This is a genomic window from Pseudomonas sp. 02C 26 (genome assembly GCF_002843585.1).
GTDB lineage: Bacteria > Pseudomonadota > Gammaproteobacteria > Pseudomonadales > Pseudomonadaceae > Aquipseudomonas > Aquipseudomonas shirazensis.
Window position 1 is genome coordinate 93876 of the sequence record NZ_CP025262.1, and the last position, 16311, is coordinate 110186.

General features: G+C 63.4%; 15 protein-coding genes. 12 read left to right on the forward strand and 3 right to left on the reverse strand.

Annotated features, from left to right (window positions below):
• Positions 1 to 60: 60 nt before the first annotated feature.
• Positions 61 to 984, forward strand: a complete 924-nt coding sequence (locus CXQ80_RS00450; protein WP_101315377.1) for an SdiA-regulated domain-containing protein — start codon at positions 61 to 63, stop codon at positions 982 to 984.
• 80 nt (positions 985 to 1064) lie between these two features.
• Positions 1065 to 1976 (forward strand): SdiA-regulated domain-containing protein, encoded by a 912-nt coding sequence (locus tag CXQ80_RS00455; RefSeq protein ID WP_101315379.1) that lies wholly within the window; start codon positions 1065 to 1067, stop codon positions 1974 to 1976.
• A 50-nt stretch (positions 1977 to 2026) separates the two neighbouring features.
• Here CXQ80_RS00455 and rpiA read toward each other — a convergent pair whose 3' ends face one another.
• Complete coding sequence (gene rpiA, locus CXQ80_RS00460) at positions 2027 to 2701, reverse strand: ribose-5-phosphate isomerase RpiA (protein ID WP_101315381.1); 675 nt, start codon at positions 2699 to 2701, stop codon at positions 2027 to 2029.
• 145 nt (positions 2702 to 2846) lie between these two features.
• On the opposite strand from rpiA, the gene ilvA reads away from it, so the two are divergent.
• The 4 genes from ilvA (at position 2847) to ptsP (ending at position 7786) form a co-directional block, all read left to right on the forward strand.
• Complete coding sequence (gene ilvA, locus CXQ80_RS00465; protein ID WP_101315383.1) at positions 2847 to 4361, forward strand: threonine ammonia-lyase, biosynthetic; 1515 nt, start codon at positions 2847 to 2849, stop codon at positions 4359 to 4361.
• A gap of 91 nt (positions 4362 to 4452) precedes the next feature.
• Positions 4453 to 4878 (forward strand): DUF2269 family protein, encoded by a 426-nt coding sequence (locus CXQ80_RS00470; protein WP_101315384.1) that lies wholly within the window; start codon positions 4453 to 4455, stop codon positions 4876 to 4878.
• Positions 4879 to 5004: 126 nt separating this feature from the next.
• On the forward strand, positions 5005 to 5484 hold the full coding sequence (locus tag CXQ80_RS00475; protein ID WP_101315386.1) for an RNA pyrophosphohydrolase: 480 nt from the start codon (positions 5005 to 5007) through the stop codon (positions 5482 to 5484).
• Positions 5485 to 5506: 22 nt separating this feature from the next.
• Positions 5507 to 7786, forward strand: a complete 2280-nt coding sequence (ptsP, locus tag CXQ80_RS00480) for a phosphoenolpyruvate--protein phosphotransferase (RefSeq protein ID WP_101315388.1) — start codon at positions 5507 to 5509, stop codon at positions 7784 to 7786.
• Between the two features lie 23 nt (positions 7787 to 7809).
• Here ptsP and CXQ80_RS00485 read toward each other — a convergent pair whose 3' ends face one another.
• The gene (locus CXQ80_RS00485) at positions 7810 to 8556 is read right to left on the reverse strand and encodes an NRDE family protein (RefSeq protein WP_101315390.1); all 747 of its coding nucleotides are present in this window, start codon (positions 8554 to 8556) and stop codon (positions 7810 to 7812) included.
• 131 nt (positions 8557 to 8687) lie between these two features.
• On the opposite strand from CXQ80_RS00485, the gene CXQ80_RS00490 reads away from it, so the two are divergent.
• The 3 genes from CXQ80_RS00490 to CXQ80_RS00500 are packed head-to-tail and all read left to right on the forward strand — an operon-like array spanning position 8688 to position 11328.
• Positions 8688 to 9470: a sulfite exporter TauE/SafE family protein gene (locus CXQ80_RS00490; RefSeq protein ID WP_101315392.1), complete on the forward strand. Its 783-nt coding sequence runs from the start codon at positions 8688 to 8690 to the stop codon at positions 9468 to 9470.
• Between the two features lie 28 nt (positions 9471 to 9498).
• Positions 9499 to 10308: a prolipoprotein diacylglyceryl transferase gene (gene lgt / locus CXQ80_RS00495; RefSeq protein WP_101315394.1), complete on the forward strand. Its 810-nt coding sequence runs from the start codon at positions 9499 to 9501 to the stop codon at positions 10306 to 10308.
• Between the two features lie 48 nt (positions 10309 to 10356).
• Entirely contained in the window at positions 10357 to 11328 is a 972-nt protein-coding gene (locus tag CXQ80_RS00500) for a thymidylate synthase (protein ID WP_101315396.1), read from the forward strand.
• Positions 11329 to 11370: 42 nt separating this feature from the next.
• Here the strand turns inward: CXQ80_RS00500 and cadR are convergent, their stop codons facing one another.
• The gene (gene cadR, locus CXQ80_RS00505) at positions 11371 to 11814 is read right to left on the reverse strand and encodes a cadmium resistance transcriptional regulator CadR (protein ID WP_101315398.1); all 444 of its coding nucleotides are present in this window, start codon (positions 11812 to 11814) and stop codon (positions 11371 to 11373) included.
• A gap of 134 nt (positions 11815 to 11948) precedes the next feature.
• Between cadR and CXQ80_RS00510 the strand changes: the two genes are divergently transcribed.
• From CXQ80_RS00510 to CXQ80_RS00520, 3 genes are all read left to right on the forward strand, one after another.
• Positions 11949 to 14222: a heavy metal translocating P-type ATPase gene (locus tag CXQ80_RS00510; RefSeq protein WP_101315400.1), complete on the forward strand. Its 2274-nt coding sequence runs from the start codon at positions 11949 to 11951 to the stop codon at positions 14220 to 14222.
• 9 nt (positions 14223 to 14231) lie between these two features.
• Entirely contained in the window at positions 14232 to 15101 is an 870-nt protein-coding gene (locus CXQ80_RS00515) for a LysR family transcriptional regulator (RefSeq protein ID WP_101315402.1), read from the forward strand.
• Positions 15102 to 15246: 145 nt separating this feature from the next.
• Entirely contained in the window at positions 15247 to 16311 is a 1065-nt protein-coding gene (locus tag CXQ80_RS00520; protein ID WP_101315404.1) for a putative 2-aminoethylphosphonate ABC transporter ATP-binding protein, read from the forward strand.

Here is a 16311-nt window from a genome sequence, read left to right on the forward strand (position 1 = left end):
TACCCGAAAGCCCATTCGCCGCGGCCAAACCCTGCTCGGCTGTCTCAGGAATCTCCTGCCATGACGTCATCCAGCGCTTCAACTCCCCCTTCCCGCAAGCGACGCCTGTTCCTGCGTTGGCCCTTTTTGCTGGGTGTCGTGGCGGTGATCGGTTATGGCGTGGTGTTCGCCATGCACTGGGATGATCGTGGCCTGCTCTGGGTCAAGGAGCGCTTCGAAACCACCGGCGAGCGCAGCGAAAGCATCTGGCTACCGGACTACACGGCCGACATCGATGCCAAGGTGCTGCCCGGCATGAACGATGACGAAGCCTCTGACCTTGCCTACAACCCCCGGACCAAAACCCTGTTTGCGGTGATGGGCAAGAACCCGTTTCTGGTCGAGCTGACGCTGGACGGTGACGTCTTGCGCAAGATGCCGTTGCATGGCTGGTCCAACCCGGAAGGCGTGGCGGTGCTTGAGGGTGACCATCTGGCCATTGTCGATGAGCGCAACCATGAGCTCACCCTGGTTGTGGTCGGGCCTGAGACCCGCGAGCTCAAGCGTGAGGATTTTCGCAGCTACGACCTGGGTGACTCAGCCAATCAGAACAAGGGTTTCGAAGCCGTTGCCTGGGACCCGCTGCGCCAGCGTCTGCTGTTCGGCGAGGAGCGTCCACCGCGCTTGTTCACCTGGGCCACCGATGGTCGCAGCCCGCTTGCAGGTACCAAACAGCCAGTGCCTAGCGATGAACTCGACCTGCGCAACCTGTCGGGCATGAGCATCGACCCGCGTACCGGTCACACACTGCTGCTGTCGGCTGATTCGAACATGCTGCTGGAACTGGATGAAACCGGCGGGCAAGTCAGCTTCATGACCCTGCTCGGTGGCTTCAACGGTCTCAAAGACCGTATCCCGCGCGCTGAAGGCGTGGCCATGGATGAGCACGGCACCTTGTACATGGTCAGCGAGCCGGATCTGTTCTACCGCTTCAAGAAGAAATAACGGCAAAGGCAATGATGGCATTAAGCTTGTCTTCAGCTGATCGTGATTAGCTTTGCCTCCCATTCACCGAGTTTGCCTCCATGCGCCGTTATCTCCGCTTGCCTGTGCTGTTGCTGCTGTCAGTTGTTGTCGTGTTACTGGCGATCGGCGTCAAGGGTTATGAATCGCGACTGTTCGAGCGCGGCTGGTTCAACCTCAAGACCTGGTGGCAGCCGGCCGAGCAAAGCATCGGCCTGGACCGTTATCAGGTGGTGCTTGAAGGACAGGTCATCGAGGGCCTGGATGACGATGTATCGGCGCTGACCTTCGACCCTGATCGTAAAACCCTGTTTACCGTCACCAACAAACGCTCCGAGCTGATCGAACTGTCGCTGGACGGGCGCATTCTGCGCCGCGTGCCGTTGACCGGTTTCGGTGATCCAGAGGCAGTCGAGTACATCGGCCCCAACAGCTACGTGATTACCGACGAGCGCCTGCAACGGCTGATCCGGGTGCGCCTGGATGACAACACGCGCTTTCTCGACGCCAACGACGCCGAGCAGCTCAGCCTGGGCATCGGCCTGAACGGCAACAAGGGCTTTGAGGGCCTGGCCTACGACTCGGCCGGCAAGCGCCTGTTCGTGGCCAAGGAGCGCGATCCGATGGTGATTTATGAGGTGCGCGGCTTCCCCCACGATAATCCCGAACAGCCTTATTCGGTGCAGGTCGACCAGGACCGCAAGCGCGATTCGCGGTTGTTCGTGAAGGACTTGTCGAGCCTGCAGTTCGATGAGCGCAGCGGCCATCTGCTGGCGCTGTCGGATGAATCACGGCTGGTGGTGGAGCTGGATGTGAAGGGCAAACCGCTGAGTACGCTGTCGCTGCGCAAGGGTTCGCAAGGCCTGCAGAAGACGGTGCCGCAGGCGGAGGGGATTGCCATGGATGATGCCGGGACGATCTATCTGGTCAGCGAGCCGAACCTGTTCTACGTGTTCAAGCAGCCGGCTGACTGAGTAGCGCAGCCCACGGCCACCTTGAACAGGGGCCGTGGGCGCATCGCTGTTTACTCGGCGGTGAGAGTCTTGACCCCTTCGGCGGTGCCGAGCAGCAGCACATCGGCCGGGCGCGCGGCGAACAGGCCGTTGGTGACCACGCCGACGATGGCGTTGATCTGCCGCTCGAGCTCGACCGGGTCTGTGATCTGCATGTTATGCACATCCAGAATCACGTTGCCGTTATCGGTCAGCACGCCTTCGCGGTAGACCGGGTCGCCGCCCAGCTTGACCAGCTCGCGGGCAACGTGGCTGCGCGCCATCGGAATCACTTCGACCGGCAGCGGGAACTCGCCTAGCACCGGCACCAGCTTGCTGCCGTCGGCGATGCAGATGAAGGTCTTGGCCACGGCGGCGACGATCTTCTCGCGGGTCAGTGCGGCGCCGCCGCCCTTGATCAGGTTCAGGTGCGCGTCGCTCTCGTCGGCGCCGTCCACGTAGAACTCCAGCTCGCTGACGCTGTTCAGCTCGTACACCGGAATGCCATGGCCCTTGAGGCGCTGGGCAGTGGCCTCGGAGCTGGCGACCGCGCCATCGAAGGCGCCTTTGTGCTGAGCCAGGGCGTCGATGAAGAAGTTGGCAGTCGAACCGGTGCCGACGCCAACGACGCTCTTGTCGTCCAGCTTGGGCAGAATGAGATCGACAGCGGCCTGGGCGACGGCCTGTTTCAGTTGGTCCTGGGTCATGCGGGCTCCGAGTGGGGCTGGGGAGTTTCGAGAGGCGCACAGTATAGCGGCAAGTGCCGGCAAAACCTCGGCTTTGCTGTGGTCCGCCGACGTGGCGCTGGGGTAGACTCGCAGGCCTTGTCCCGCGGCCAGTGATGCTTTCCCGATGCTCGAACAGTACGTCAAGATGATCCTCACCTCGCGCGTGTACGACGTTGCCGTCGAAACGCCGCTGCACAGTGCCGGCCAGTTGAGCAAGCGCCTGAACAATCAGGTGCTGCTCAAACGTGAAGACCTGCAGCCGGTGTTCTCGTTCAAGATCCGCGGGGCGTACAACAAGCTGGCGCAATTGACTGCCGAAGAGCTGGCCCGTGGCGTGGTCACTGCCTCCGCCGGCAACCATGCCCAGGGCCTGGCCCTGGCTGCGCGCGAGCTGGGCATCAAAGCCACCATCGTGATGCCCAAGACCACCCCGGAAATCAAGATCGAAGGCGTGCGCTCGCGTGGCGGCAAGGTCGTCCTGCACGGCGACTCGTTCCCCGAGGCGCTGGCCTATTCGCTCAAGCTGGTGGATGAAAAGGGCTTTGTCTATATCCACCCCTACGATGACCCGCATACCATCGCCGGCCAAGGCACCGTGGCCATGGAAATTCTGCGCCAGCACCCGGGCCGCCTCGACGCGATCTTTGTGCCGGTCGGCGGCGGCGGTTTGATTGCCGGCATCGCTGCCTACGTCAAATATCTGCGCCCGGAAATCAAGGTGATCGGCGTCGAGCCGGACGACTCCAACTGCCTGCAGGCGGCCATGGCCGCTGGCGAGCGAGTAGTGCTGCCGCAAGTCGGGCTGTTCGCCGATGGCGTTGCGGTCGCGCAGATCGGCCAGCACACCTTTGATATCTGCAAGCTGCACGTGGACGAGGTGATCACGGTCAGTACCGATGAAATCTGCGCGGCGATCAAGGATATCTACGACGATACCCGCTCGATAACCGAGCCTGCCGGCGCTTTAGGCGTTGCCGGGATCAAGAAGTACGTGGAAATGAGCGGTGTCAGTGGTCACACACTGGTCGCCATCGACTCCGGCGCCAACGTCAACTTCGACCGCCTGCGCCACGTGGCCGAGCGCGCCGAGCTGGGCGAGAAGCGCGAAGCGATCATCGCCGTGACCATCCCCGAGCGGCCGGGCAGCTTCAAGGCCTTCTGCGAGGCCATCGGCAAGCGCCAGATAACCGAATTCAACTACCGCAAGCACACCTCGGACGAGGCGCACATCTTTGTCGGCGTGCAGACCCATCCCGATACCGACCCGCGCGCCGCGCTGGTGCAGCAGTTGATCGAGCAAGGCTTCCCGGTTATCGACCTGACCGACAACGAACTGGCCAAGCTGCACATTCGCCATATGGTCGGCGGCCATTCGGCGCGGGCCCACGACGAGATCGTGCTGCGCTTCGAATTCCCCGAACGGCCGGGGGCGCTGTTCAACTTCCTGACCAAGCTGGGCGGGCGCTGGAATATCTCCATGTTCCACTACCGCAACCATGGCGCCGCAGACGGGCGCGTGGTGGCCGGCTTGCAGGTGCCCGAAGACGAGCGTCATCTGGTGCCGGCAGCGTTGGCCAAGATCGGCTACCCGTACTGGGATGAAAGCGAAAACCCGGCCTACCGGCTGTTTTTGGGTTGAGGGGCTAAGCTAGACCTCGAGAGGCTTCTCGGCGCGGTGCTGTATCAGCCAGCCGCGCCAAGGCCCGCACGCGCAACCCAAGGATCTGCACATGGAATATCTGACTACCCTGAAGACCGTGCACGTTGTCGCCACCGTGCTGTTGCTCGCCTGCGCCCTGGGCCTGGCCATCTACACCTGGCGGCTGCGCCAGCGCAGCGATGCTGCGGTCTATAGCCAGTTGCTGCGCCGCCCCCTGCTGTTTGTCTGGCTGTTGCTCGGCGTGTGCCTGGTGAGCATGCCATTCACCGGCTGGTGGCTGGTGCACCTGGTCGGCTGGCCGCTGGGGCAGACCTGGCTGTTGGCCTCGAGCGTGATCTACACCGTCGGTGCGCTGAGTGTGTGGTGGCTGCTGATCCGCCTCAACCGCTTGCGCCGGGCTGAGCCTGGCAGCCTGCGCCTGACCTTGGCACTGGCCGTGTTCAGTGCGGTGTGCTTTGTCTCGATTGCGGGCCTGATGGGCGCCAAGCCGGTCTGAGGCAGCCCGCAACAGCCCCATTTCACAGGGAATTTCACCTGGCTGCACATAAGCACGGCAGGCGCGTTGCTGCGCTTGTGAGCTTTGTGGAACAATGCGGCAATATGCGTTTTCGAGGTTGCTGCCGTGATCGACCCGGATGGATTTCGCCCCAACGTCGGTATCATTCTCACCAATGATGCTGGACAGGTGCTTTGGGCTCGACGGATCAACCAGGATGCCTGGCAATTTCCCCAGGGCGGTATCAACCCTGATGAGACGCCGGAAGATGCCCTGTACCGCGAGCTGAATGAAGAAGTCGGCCTGGAGCGTGACGATGTGCAAATTCTTGCCTGCACCCGCGGCTGGTTGCGTTATCGTCTACCCCAGCGGCTGGTGCGCACGCACAGCCAGCCATTGTGTATCGGCCAGAAACAGAAGTGGTTCCTGCTACGCCTGGTGAGCAACGAGCAACGGGTGCGTATGGACCTGACCGGCAAACCGGAATTCGACGGCTGGCGCTGGGTCAGCTATTGGTATCCGCTGGGCCAGGTCGTGACATTCAAGCGCGAGGTTTACCGCCGCGCCCTGAAAGAGCTAGCCCCGCGCCTGCTGACGCGCGACTGACGACGGAGTTCGACCCCGAGCCATGCTCAATACGCTGCGCAAGATCGTCCAGGAAGTGAACTCCGCCAAAGATCTCAAGACGGCGTTGGGGATCATTGTCTTGCGCGTCAAGGAAGCCATGGGCAGCCATGTCTGCTCGGTTTACTTGCTTGACCCGGAAACCAACCGGTTCGTGCTGATGGCCTCCGAAGGCCTCAACAAACGCTCGATCGGCAAGGTCAGCATGGCCCCCAACGAAGGCCTGGTTGGCCTGGTCGGTACCCGGGAAGAGCCGCTGAACCTGGAAAACGCCGCCGATCACCCGCGTTATCGCTACTTTGCCGAAACCGGTGAAGAGCGCTACGCGTCGTTTCTCGGTGCGCCGATCATCCACCACCGTCGTGTGGTCGGGGTGCTGGTCATCCAGCAAAAGGAGCGGCGCCAGTTCGACGAGGGCGAAGAAGCCTTCCTGGTAACCATGAGCGCGCAGCTGGCCGGGGTTATCGCCCACGCCGAAGCCACCGGTTCGATCCGTGGCCTGGGCCGTCAGGGCAAAGGCATTCAAGAGGCGCGCTTCGTCGGCGTACCGGGTTCGCCTGGCGCTGCGGTAGGCCGCGCGGTGGTGATGCTGCCGCCCGCCGATCTGGAAGTGGTGCCGGACAAGACCGTCGATGACATCGACGCCGAACTGAAACTGTTCAATAACGCCCTCGAAGGCGTGCGCGCCGACATGCGCAAGCTGTCGGCCAAGCTTGCCACCCAGCTGCGCCCGGAAGAACGGGCGCTGTTCGACGTCTACCTGATGATGCTCGAAGACGCTGCCCTTGGTGGCGAAGTGGTCGAAGTGATCAAGACCGGCCAGTGGGCCCAGGGCGCCTTGCGTCAGGTGGTCGGCGAGCACGTCAACCGCTTCGAGCTGATGGACGACGACTACCTGCGCGAGCGCGCCTCCGACGTCAAGGACCTTGGCCGGCGGCTGTTGGCTTACTTGCAGGAAGCCCGTTCGCAGACCCTGGTCTACGCCGAAAACACCATTCTGGTCAGTGAAGAGCTGACGCCCGCGATGCTTGGCGAGGTGCCGGAGGGCAAGCTTGCCGGTCTGGTTTCGGTGCTTGGCTCGGGTAACTCGCATGTGGCCATTCTGGCCCGGGCGATGGGTATCCCGACGGTGATGGGCCTGGTCGACCTGCCGTACTCCAAGGTCGACGGCATCGAAATGATCGTCGACGGCTACAAGGGCGAAGTCTTCACCAACCCCAGCGATGTGCTGCGCAAGCAGTACAAGGAAGTCGTCGAAGAAGAACGCGAACTTGCCAGAGGCCTGGACGCACTGCGCGAGCTGCCCTGCGTAACCCCGGACGGCCATCGCATGCCGCTGTGGGTCAACACCGGCCTGCTCGCCGACGTGGCCCGGGCGCAGCAACGCGGCGCCGAAGGGGTTGGCCTGTACCGCACCGAAGTGCCGTTCATGATCCAGCAGCGCTTCCCCAGCGAAAAGGAACAGCTGGCGATCTATCGCGAGCAGCTCGCTGCCTTCCACCCGCTGCCGGTGACCATGCGCACCCTGGACATTGGCGGTGACAAGGCGCTGTCGTACTTCCCGATCAAGGAAGAAAACCCGTTTCTCGGCTGGCGCGGTATTCGCGTCACCCTCGACCACCCGGAAATCTTCCTGGTGCAAACCCGCGCCATGCTCAAGGCCAGCGAGGGCTTGAATAACCTGCGCATCCTGTTGCCGATGATCTCCGGCATCCATGAGCTGGAAGAAGCCCTGCACCTGATCCACCGTGCCTGGGGCGAGGTGCGCGACGAAGGCACCGACGTACCGATGCCGCCGGTGGGGGTGATGGTCGAAATCCCGGCAGCGGTGTACCAGACCAAAGAGCTGGCGCGTCAGGTCGACTTCCTCTCGGTTGGCTCCAACGACCTGACCCAGTATCTGCTGGCGGTCGACCGCAACAACCCGCGGGTCGCCGACCTGTATGACTACCTGCACCCGGCAGTGCTGCAAGCCGTGCAAACCGTGGTGCGCGATGCCCATGCCGAAGGCAAGCCGGTGAGTATCTGCGGCGAGATGGCCGGTGACCCGGCGGCAGCGATCCTGCTGATGGCGATGGGCTTTGACAGCCTGTCGATGAACGCCACTAACCTGCCCAAGGTCAAGTGGATGCTGCGTCAGGTCAACATGAGCAAGGCCAAGGAACTGCTGGCCGACGCCATGAGCCACGACAACCCGCAAGTTATCCACAGCTCGCTGCAGCTGGCGCTGAAGAACCTCGGCCTGGCGCGGATGATCGGGCCTGGCGCGAACAAAACCCTCTAAGCCAAGGATGCTGGTGGCTCTGCTCAGACCGCCAGCTCGACCTCACCCAGATGCCCGCCGTAGGGACCAAAGCTGCGTTCGAGCATGCGCCGCTGCCCCGACTTGTGCACAAGCAGCACCGTGCTGGCGCGGGTGCCGTAGTTCTGGCTGGCGATGAATGCGCTCGACAGCAGCCGCTCGGTGGCCAGGCCGACACCGGTGTCCGGCAAATCGGCGTCCAGCGCAGGCTGAGCGTTGCCAAGCAAACCCAGCAGCCGCTGCGGGTCGGCCTCGTCGAGCAGCTCGCGCAGGCCTTGGCGGGTCTGCACCAGCTTCGGCCACGGCGTATCCAGCCGTGCATTGGACAGCCCGTAGACGCCCGGCTCAAGCAATTGCGGCGCTGCGTCAGAGGCGTGCAGGTAGCCCAGCTGCTGCTCGTCGCCAATCAACAGATTGAAGCCTGAGTACTCGCTGCTGCGGCTAGCCACCTGCTCAAGGTATTGCTCAACGCCGAGCTCGCCGCGCAGGTAACCAGCCACCAGTTCACCGCGAGAGCGCAGGCCTTGTGGCTGGCGCGGGTCACGGATATTGGTCAGCGCCGCGAAGCGCCCGTTCGGACCAATCCCCAGCCAACTGCCGCCGGCCTCGAGGTCGCGCCCGGCGTACACCCCCGGTGCGTCGTCCCACGCGCCCAGCGCCTGACTGGGGCGGGCATAGAACTCGTCCCGATTGGCCGCAACGATCAGCGGCAGGGCATGCCCCGGCCGCCAGGCAAATACGATCAGGCACATGGCGTAGCCTCTGGTTTTTGCTCACTCTACCCACTGCATCGAGCACTGGCCATCAGCTGACACAGACTTCACTAGAGCCACAAGGCCAGCTTCCGTTACCATGCCGGACTGAATTGTCATGGGGTCGACGAATGGAGTTCGTACTCTACCTGCTGTTGGGCGCCTGCGCCGGCGTCCTGGCCGGGCTATTCGGCGTGGGCGGCGGGATCATCATCGTGCCGGTGCTGGTGTTCAGCTTCACCTTGCAGGGCTTCGAGCCCTCGGTGCTGACCCACCTGGCCGTCGGCACCTCGCTGGCGACCATCATCTTCACATCGATCAACGCCGTGCGTGAGCACCAGCGCAAAGGCGCGGTGCAATGGTCGGTCTTTGTCTGGATGACCGTTGGTATCCTGATCGGTGCGGGTATCGGCGCCAAAACCGCTTCGTTGATCCAGGGCCCGATGCTGCAGAAGATCATTGGCGTGTTTGCCCTGGTGGTCGCCGCGCAGATGGCCCTCGACCTCAAACCCAAGGCCAGCCGTGGCATCCCTGGCAAGCCTGGGTTGTCGGTTGCCGGCGTGGTAATCGGTTGGGCCTCGGCAATCTTTGGCATCGGTGGCGGCTCGCTGACCGTGCCGTTCCTGACCTGGCGCAGCCTGCCGATGCAGCAGGCGGTGGCGACCTCATCGGCCTGCGGCTTGCCGATCGCCCTGGCCAGCGCCCTCAGCTTCATGCTGCTGGGCTGGGACGACAGCCACCTGCCGCCGCACAGCCTGGGTTACGTGTACCTGCCGGCACTGCTTGGCATTGCCCTGACCAGCATGTTTTTTGCCCGTTATGGCGCGCGCCTGGCGCACAAGCTGTCGCCGCGCCTGCTCAAACGTCTGTTCGCCGCGTTGCTGTTCTGCGTCGGCCTGAGTTTTTTGATTTAGCTGCCTGATTTGATCGAGAGGAATCACCATGCTGCCTTACCCGCAGATCGACCCCGTGGCCCTGGCCATCGGGCCGCTGAAAATCCATTGGTACGGCCTGATGTACCTGATCGGCATCGGCGGTGCCTGGCTGCTGGCCTCGCGCCGGCTGAACCGCTTCGACCCGACCTGGAGCCGCGAGAAGCTCTCTGACCTGGTGTTCTGGCTGTCAATGGGGGTAATCGTCGGCGGACGCCTGGGCTATGTACTGTTCTATGACCTGCACGCCTACCTGGCCAACCCGACGCTGATATTCGAAGTGTGGAAGGGCGGCATGTCGTTCCACGGCGGCTTTATCGGCGTGATGCTGGCCGCGCTATGGTTCGGCAAGCGCAACAACAAGTCGTTCTTCGAGCTGATGGACTTCGTAGCGCCGCTGGTGCCGATTGGCCTGGGTGCCGGGCGCATCGGCAACTTCATCAACGCCGAGCTATGGGGCAAGGCCACCGACGTGCCGTGGGCGATGGTCTTCCCGCCGTTCAGCGACCCGGCGCAGCTGCCGCGTCACCCGTCGCAGCTGTATCAGTTTGCCCTCGAAGGTGTGGCATTATTCCTGATCCTTTGGCTGTACTCGCGCAAGCCGCGCCCGACCATGGCCGTGTCCGGCATGTTCGCGCTGTTCTATGGCATCTTCCGCTTCATCGTCGAGTTCGTGCGTGTGCCTGATGCCCAGCTTGGCTACATCGCCTTTGGCTGGTTGACCATGGGCCAGTTGCTCTGCCTGCCGATGATCATTGGCGGCATCGTGCTGATCTGGCTGGCCTACAACCGCAAACCCACGGCCAACGCCGCGGTCTGATTTTCACGGCAGGGGCGATCCCCCTGCCGTTCTCGTTACAGGTAAGTCATGAAACAGTATCTAGATCTGGTCCGCGACGTCATCGACAACGGCACCCTGCAGAGCAACCGCACCGGCGTGCGCACCATCAGCCTGCCCGGCGCCATGCTGCGCTTCGACCTGCAGAAAGGCTTCCCGGCCGTGACCACCCGCCGCCTGGCGTTCAAGTCGGCCATCGGCGAGATGGTCGGTTTTCTGCGCGGGGTGAAAAACGCCGGCGAGTTCCGCGAGCTGGGCTGCAAGGTCTGGGACCAGAACGCCAACGAAAACGCCCAGTGGCTGGCCAACCCGTTCCGTCAGGGGCATGACGACCTCGGCGAAATCTACGGCGTGCAATGGCGCCAGTGGCCAGGCTACAAGCGCGTGCCGCTGAGCAACCCGGCGGCCATCGCCATGGCCGAGCAACAAGGCTTCCGCCAGATCGCCCAGGACGAAGAAGACGGCCAGGCGTTCGTCATCCTCTACAAGGCCATCGATCAGGTGCGTCAGTGCCTCGATACCATCGCCAACGACCCGGGCAGCCGGCGCATCCTGTTCCACGGCTGGAACTGCGCCCAGCTCGACGAAATGGCCCTGCCGCCGTGCCACCTGCTGTACCAGTTCCACCCCAATGTCGAGACCAGGGAAATCTCCCTGACCCTCTACATCCGCTCCAATGACCTCGGCCTGGGCACGCCATTCAACCTCACCGAAGGCGCTGCGCTGCTGTCGCTGTTCGGCCGCCTGACCGGCTACACCCCGCGCTGGTTCACCTACTTCATCGGCGACGCCCATGTGTACGAGAACCACTTGGACATGCTCAACGAGCAGTTCACCCGCGAGCCATTGCCGGCACCCAAACTGGTGATCAGCGACCGCGTGCCTGAGTTTGCCAAGACCGGGGTGTACGAGCCGGAGTGGCTGGAGAAGATCGAGCCGAGCGACTTCAGCCTGGAAGGCTACGAGCATCACCCGCCACTGACGGCGCCGATGGCGGTGTGATTCGGATTGGTCGCGGGGTCAGGTGCCCCGCGATATTCCTGATCAATGCCCATGACTTCTGCCCACATGCGAGTGCTCGGTCTCTGGCACTGACACCGCACCATTCACCTCCAACTGCTGCAGAATCGCGCATTCCGCCCCGGGTGCGGTGCAGCGTTGGCGCAATTCCACCAGTTGCTCTTGCAGTGCCAGCAGGCCGTCGATGCGGGCCTGGACGTGGTCGATGTGCTCGTCGATCAGCGCGTTGACGCTGCCGCATTGGCCCTCCGGGCTGTCGCGCAGGCGCAGCAGGCTGCGGATCTCGTCCAGGGTCATGTCCAGCGTACGGCAGTTGCGGATGAAGGTCAGGCGCTCGACGTGGGCCTGGGTGTACAGCCGGTAGTTGCCGTCACTGCGGGCGGGCTCGGGCAGCAGTTGCTCGCGCTCGTAGTAGCGGATGGTCTCGACGGCGCAGTCAGTGGCTTTGGCCAATTCCCCGATTTTCATCACGAATCCTCTGCAGATGGCTTGACCCTATAGTGGCTACAGGGTGTTCACTTGGCAATAACTACCCTGTAACCGAGCGTCTTTGCCGCGCAAAGCCTGCTCAAGGGATCGGCGCATCAGCTAAGGACGACTCCATGAACCAGCCTGTCAGCCATGACCACGCGCATGACCATGACGCCCATGACCACGGCCATGAGCACCAGCATGCGCATGCCGCCAAGAGCGCTTGCCAAGACACCAAGGCCCACAGCTGCTGTGGCGGCGAGCCTGCGCCTGCGCTGGTGCAACTGACCGAGCAGGCCAGCAGCGATGCGCAGCTCAGCCGTTTTCGCATCCAGGCCATGGACTGCCCGACCGAGCAAGGTCTGATCCAGGACAAGCTGGGCAAGATGGCCGGTATCGAGCAGCTTGAATTCAACCTGATCAACCGTGTGCTCGGCGTGCGCCATACGCTGCAAGGCACGGACGCAATCGAGCGGGCGATCGACAGCCTGGGCATGCGCGCCGAGCCGCTGACTGACGATGAAGACAGCGCCGCTGCGCCTGCCGCCAAGACCCGCTGGTGGCCGCTGGCACTGTCGGCAGTGGCGGCGATTGCCGCCGAAATCGTGCACTTCAGCGAGCTGGCGCCGGAGTGGGTGGTGGCCTTGCTGGCCTTGGCAGCCATTCTTGGCTGTGGTCTGGGCACCTACAAAAAGGGCTGGATCGCCCTGAAAAACCGCAACCTCAACATCAACGCGCTGATGAGCATCGCGGTGACCGGCGCCGTATTGATCGGCCAATGGCCCGAGGCGGCGATGGTGATGGTGCTGTTCACCGTTGCCGAGTTGATCGAAGCGCGCTCGCTGGACCGCGCGCGCAACGCCATCGGCGGCTTGATGCAGCTGACCCCGGATATGGCCACCGTGCAGCAGGCCGATGGCCAGTGGCTTGAGGTGGAAGTGCGCGGGGTAGCGCTCGGTGCGTCGGTGCGGGTGCGTCCTGGCGAGCGCATCGGCCTCGACGGGGAAGTGCTCAGCGGGCAATCGAGTGTCGATCAGGCGCCGATCACCGGTGAAAGCCTGCCCGTGGAGAAGGTTGTCGGCGACAAGCTGTTCGCTGGCACCATCAACCAGGAAGGCGCGCTGGAGTACAAAGTTACTGCCCTTGCCGGCCAGTCAACCCTGGCGCGGATCATCAAGGCTGTGGAAGAAGCGCAGGGCGCGCGTGCGCCGACCCAGCGCTTTGTTGATCAGTTTTCGCGCATCTACACCCCGGTGGTGTTTGCCCTGGCCCTGGCCGTGGCGATTCTGCCGCCGCTGCTGATGGGCGGCGCCTGGTTTGACTGGATCTATCGCGCACTGGTCCTGCTGGTAGTGGCGTGCCCATGTGCACTGGTGATTTCAACCCCGGTGACGATTGTCAGTGGCCTTGCCGCTGCCGCGCGCAAGGGCATTCTGATCAAGGGCGGGGTGTATCTGGAGGGCGGGCGCAAGCTGGACTTCCTGGCCCTGGACAAGACCGGCACGATCACCCATGGCAAACCGGTGCAGACCGATTTCAGCGCGCTTGATCCGCTCTTTGCAGACCGCGCCCAGGCGCTGGCTGCCAGCCTCGGCGAGCGCTCCGACCACCCGGTATCGCGGGCCATCGCGCAGTTTGCCCAGGCGCAGCAACTGCCGTTGAGCGACGTCAGCAACTTTGCCGCGCTGTCCGGGCGCGGTGTGCGTGGCGAGATCGACGGCCAGCTGTACCACCTGGGCAACCATCGCCTGGTCGAAGAGCTGGGCCTGTGCTCGCCGCAACTGGAAGCGCAGCTCGATACGCTGGAGCGCCAAGGCAAGACCGTGGTTCTGCTGCTCGATCGCAGCGGCCCGCTGGCGCTGTTTGCCGTAGCCGATACGGTCAAGGACAGCAGCCGCCAGGCGATTGCCGAATTGCATGAGCTGGGTATCAAAACGGTCATGCTGACCGGTGATAATCCGCACACCGCGCAAGCGATCGCTGCCCAGGTAGGTATCGACCGAGCCGAGGGCAACCTGCTGCCAAGCGACAAGCTGAAGACCATCGAAGCGCTCTACGCCCAAGGGCACCGGGTCGGCATGGTCGGCGACGGCATCAACGATGCACCGGCACTGGCCCGCGCTGAAATCGGCTTCGCCATGGCGGCAGCGGGAACCGACACGGCGATTGAAACCGCTGATGTGGCCCTGATGGACGACGACTTGCGCAAAATCCCAGCATTCGTCAGGCTTTCCCGCGCCAGCGCGGCCATTCTCATCCAGAACATCGTTCTCGCGTTGGGGATCAAGGCGATCTTCCTGGTGGTTACCTTTACCGGCATGGCCACCCTGTGGATGGCGGTCTTCGCCGACATGGGCGTGAGCCTGCTGGTGGTGTTCAACGGTCTGCGCCTGCTGCGCAAATAAGGGATCTGCATGCTGAGTTCCGAGCTCAAGGCCTTCTACATGGTTGCCCGCCTGGGCAGCATCACCCAGGCGGCGAAGAAGCTCGGGCTCAGCCAGCCCACGGTGACCACGCAGATTCGCCAGCTGGAAAGCCACTACGCGGTGGAGCTGTTCTACCGCGGTGGGCGCCGGCTGGTATTGAGCGAGAGCGGTGCGCGCCTGCTACCGATGGTCAAGACCTTGCTGCAGCAGGAAGCGGACATCGAGTTCGAGCTTCGCAACAGCGGCCAGGCCCAGGGCAGTCTGCGCATCGCCGCCACCGCGCCGTATTACATTCTCGACCTGGTGAAAATTTTTCGCCAACGCCTGCCGCAGGTGGACGTAGCGGTGGAAATCGGCAACTCGCAACAGGTGCTGGAGATGCTCGAAGACTATCGCGTGGACGTCGCCGCATCCTCGCAACTGGTCGAGGATGCACGACTGGTGCGGCGAGTGCTGGGCACGGACCCGCTGGTGGTGGCCGTGCACCGTAGCCATCCGTTGGCGCAACGGCAGACGCTGGCCATCGATGCCCTGGCCGGTCATTGCCTGCTGATGCGCGAGCAGGGTTCAACCACGCGGCTGATGACCGAACAGATGCTTGCCGGGCGTGGGGTCAAGGTCGGCACCTTGCTCGAGATCGGCAGCCGCGAGTCGATCCGCGAGGCCGTGCTGCGCAACATCGGCATCAGCATCATCGCCCGCCATGAGGTACCGCATAACCCCGAGCTGGCCGTGCTCACCCTGGAAGGTGCACCGGTCATGCACGAGTACCTGTATTGCCTCAAGGAGCGGCGCCAGGCGCGCCTGCCAGCGGCGTTTCTTGGTGTCGCGCAGGAAGTATCAGGTATTCAGTTGTAAGTGCTGCGGCAGGCTTCATTGCGCAAAGGCCAGCACGGCCACTCCCAAATCTGCCTATGGCACTATCGCCAGCTTTGCCCTGAACGCCACAGAACCTTCGCATTGCCTCCCTAGCATGGCCTCTATCTGATCACGAGGCCTGGCCATGACCCACGCTACCCCTACCCCTGGCGCACCGGTAAAAGTGCGCGGTATCGACAAACGCTTCGGCGCCTTCGCTGCGCTGAACAACGTTTCCCTGGATATCGGTGCCGGCGAGTTGGTGTGCCTGCTCGGCCCGTCCGGCTGCGGCAAGACCACCCTGCTGCGTTGCATCGCCGGCCTCGAGCGGCAGGACCGTGGCGAGCTGTACCTGGGCGAGCGCGACATCTCCGAGCTGCCGCCGCAGGCCCGCGACTACGGCATCCTGTTCCAGTCCTATGCGCTGTTCCCCAACCTCACGGTCGAGGCCAACATAGCCTACGGTCTGAATACCAGCAGCCGCGACCAAGCGCGCCAGCGGGTCGGGCAGATGCTTGAGTTGGTCGGCCTGCTTGGCAGCGAGAAGAAATATCCAGGCCAGTTGTCCGGTGGTCAGCAACAACGGGTGGCGTTAGCCCGCGCCCTGGCCCCGGCGCCGTCTTTGTTGTTGTTGGACGAGCCGATGTCGGCGCTGGATGCGCGGGTACGTGAGCACCTGTGTGGCGAGCTGCGCCAACTGCAGCGCCAGCTCGGCATCACCACCCTGATGGTCACGCACAACCAGGACGAAGCCATGTTGATGGCCGACCGCATAGCCGTGATGAACAACGGCCAGGTCGAGCAGTACGACACCCCGCAAGCGATCTACGACCGGCCGGCCACGCCATTCGTGGCCGAGTTCGTTGGCCAGGGCAACTGGCTGCCGTTCCAGCGCAACAGTGCCAGCCACGCCCAGGTCGGCGGGATGAACCTGCGCCTGGCCGCCAATGCCGGTGCGGCCAGCAGCGGTAGGCTGTTCTGTCGCCCTGAGGCGATCACGGTCAACCCGCTGGTGCATGAAGAAAACCTGTTCCCGGCCAAGGTGCGCGAAGTCACCTTCCTCGGTAACCGTTGCCGCATGGCCTTTGAGCTGCACACTCTGCCGGGGCATACCCTACTTGCCGAGCTGGCGCCGGAGGCCATGCCGCGCCTTGGTTCTCAGGACATCTGGGTGGCGCTGCCGCCGCAGAGCCTGCAGGTGTTTGCCTGA

What these genes read in the sequence shown, in the direction of transcription:
- CXQ80_RS00450 (WP_101315377.1), top strand. Translation starts at nt 61, where the DNA reads ATGACGTCATCCAGCGCTTCAACTCCCCCTTCCCGCAAGCGACGCCTG.
- CXQ80_RS00455 (WP_101315379.1), top strand. Translation starts at nt 1,065, where the DNA reads ATGCGCCGTTATCTCCGCTTGCCTGTGCTGTTGCTGCTGTCAGTTGTT.
- rpiA (WP_101315381.1), bottom strand. Translation starts at nt 2,701, where the DNA reads ATGACCCAGGACCAACTGAAACAGGCCGTCGCCCAGGCCGCTGTCGAT.
- ilvA (WP_101315383.1), top strand. Translation starts at nt 2,847, where the DNA reads ATGCTCGAACAGTACGTCAAGATGATCCTCACCTCGCGCGTGTACGAC.
- CXQ80_RS00470 (WP_101315384.1), top strand. Translation starts at nt 4,453, where the DNA reads ATGGAATATCTGACTACCCTGAAGACCGTGCACGTTGTCGCCACCGTG.
- ptsP (WP_101315388.1), top strand. Translation starts at nt 5,507, where the DNA reads ATGCTCAATACGCTGCGCAAGATCGTCCAGGAAGTGAACTCCGCCAAA.
- CXQ80_RS00485 (WP_101315390.1), bottom strand. Translation starts at nt 8,556, where the DNA reads ATGTGCCTGATCGTATTTGCCTGGCGGCCGGGGCATGCCCTGCCGCTG.
- CXQ80_RS00490 (WP_101315392.1), top strand. Translation starts at nt 8,688, where the DNA reads ATGGAGTTCGTACTCTACCTGCTGTTGGGCGCCTGCGCCGGCGTCCTG.
- lgt (WP_101315394.1), top strand. Translation starts at nt 9,499, where the DNA reads ATGCTGCCTTACCCGCAGATCGACCCCGTGGCCCTGGCCATCGGGCCG.
- CXQ80_RS00500 (WP_101315396.1), top strand. Translation starts at nt 10,357, where the DNA reads ATGAAACAGTATCTAGATCTGGTCCGCGACGTCATCGACAACGGCACC.
- cadR (WP_101315398.1), bottom strand. Translation starts at nt 11,814, where the DNA reads ATGAAAATCGGGGAATTGGCCAAAGCCACTGACTGCGCCGTCGAGACC.
- CXQ80_RS00510 (WP_101315400.1), top strand. Translation starts at nt 11,949, where the DNA reads ATGAACCAGCCTGTCAGCCATGACCACGCGCATGACCATGACGCCCAT.
- CXQ80_RS00515 (WP_101315402.1), top strand. Translation starts at nt 14,232, where the DNA reads ATGCTGAGTTCCGAGCTCAAGGCCTTCTACATGGTTGCCCGCCTGGGC.
- CXQ80_RS00520 (WP_101315404.1), top strand. Translation starts at nt 15,247, where the DNA reads ATGACCCACGCTACCCCTACCCCTGGCGCACCGGTAAAAGTGCGCGGT.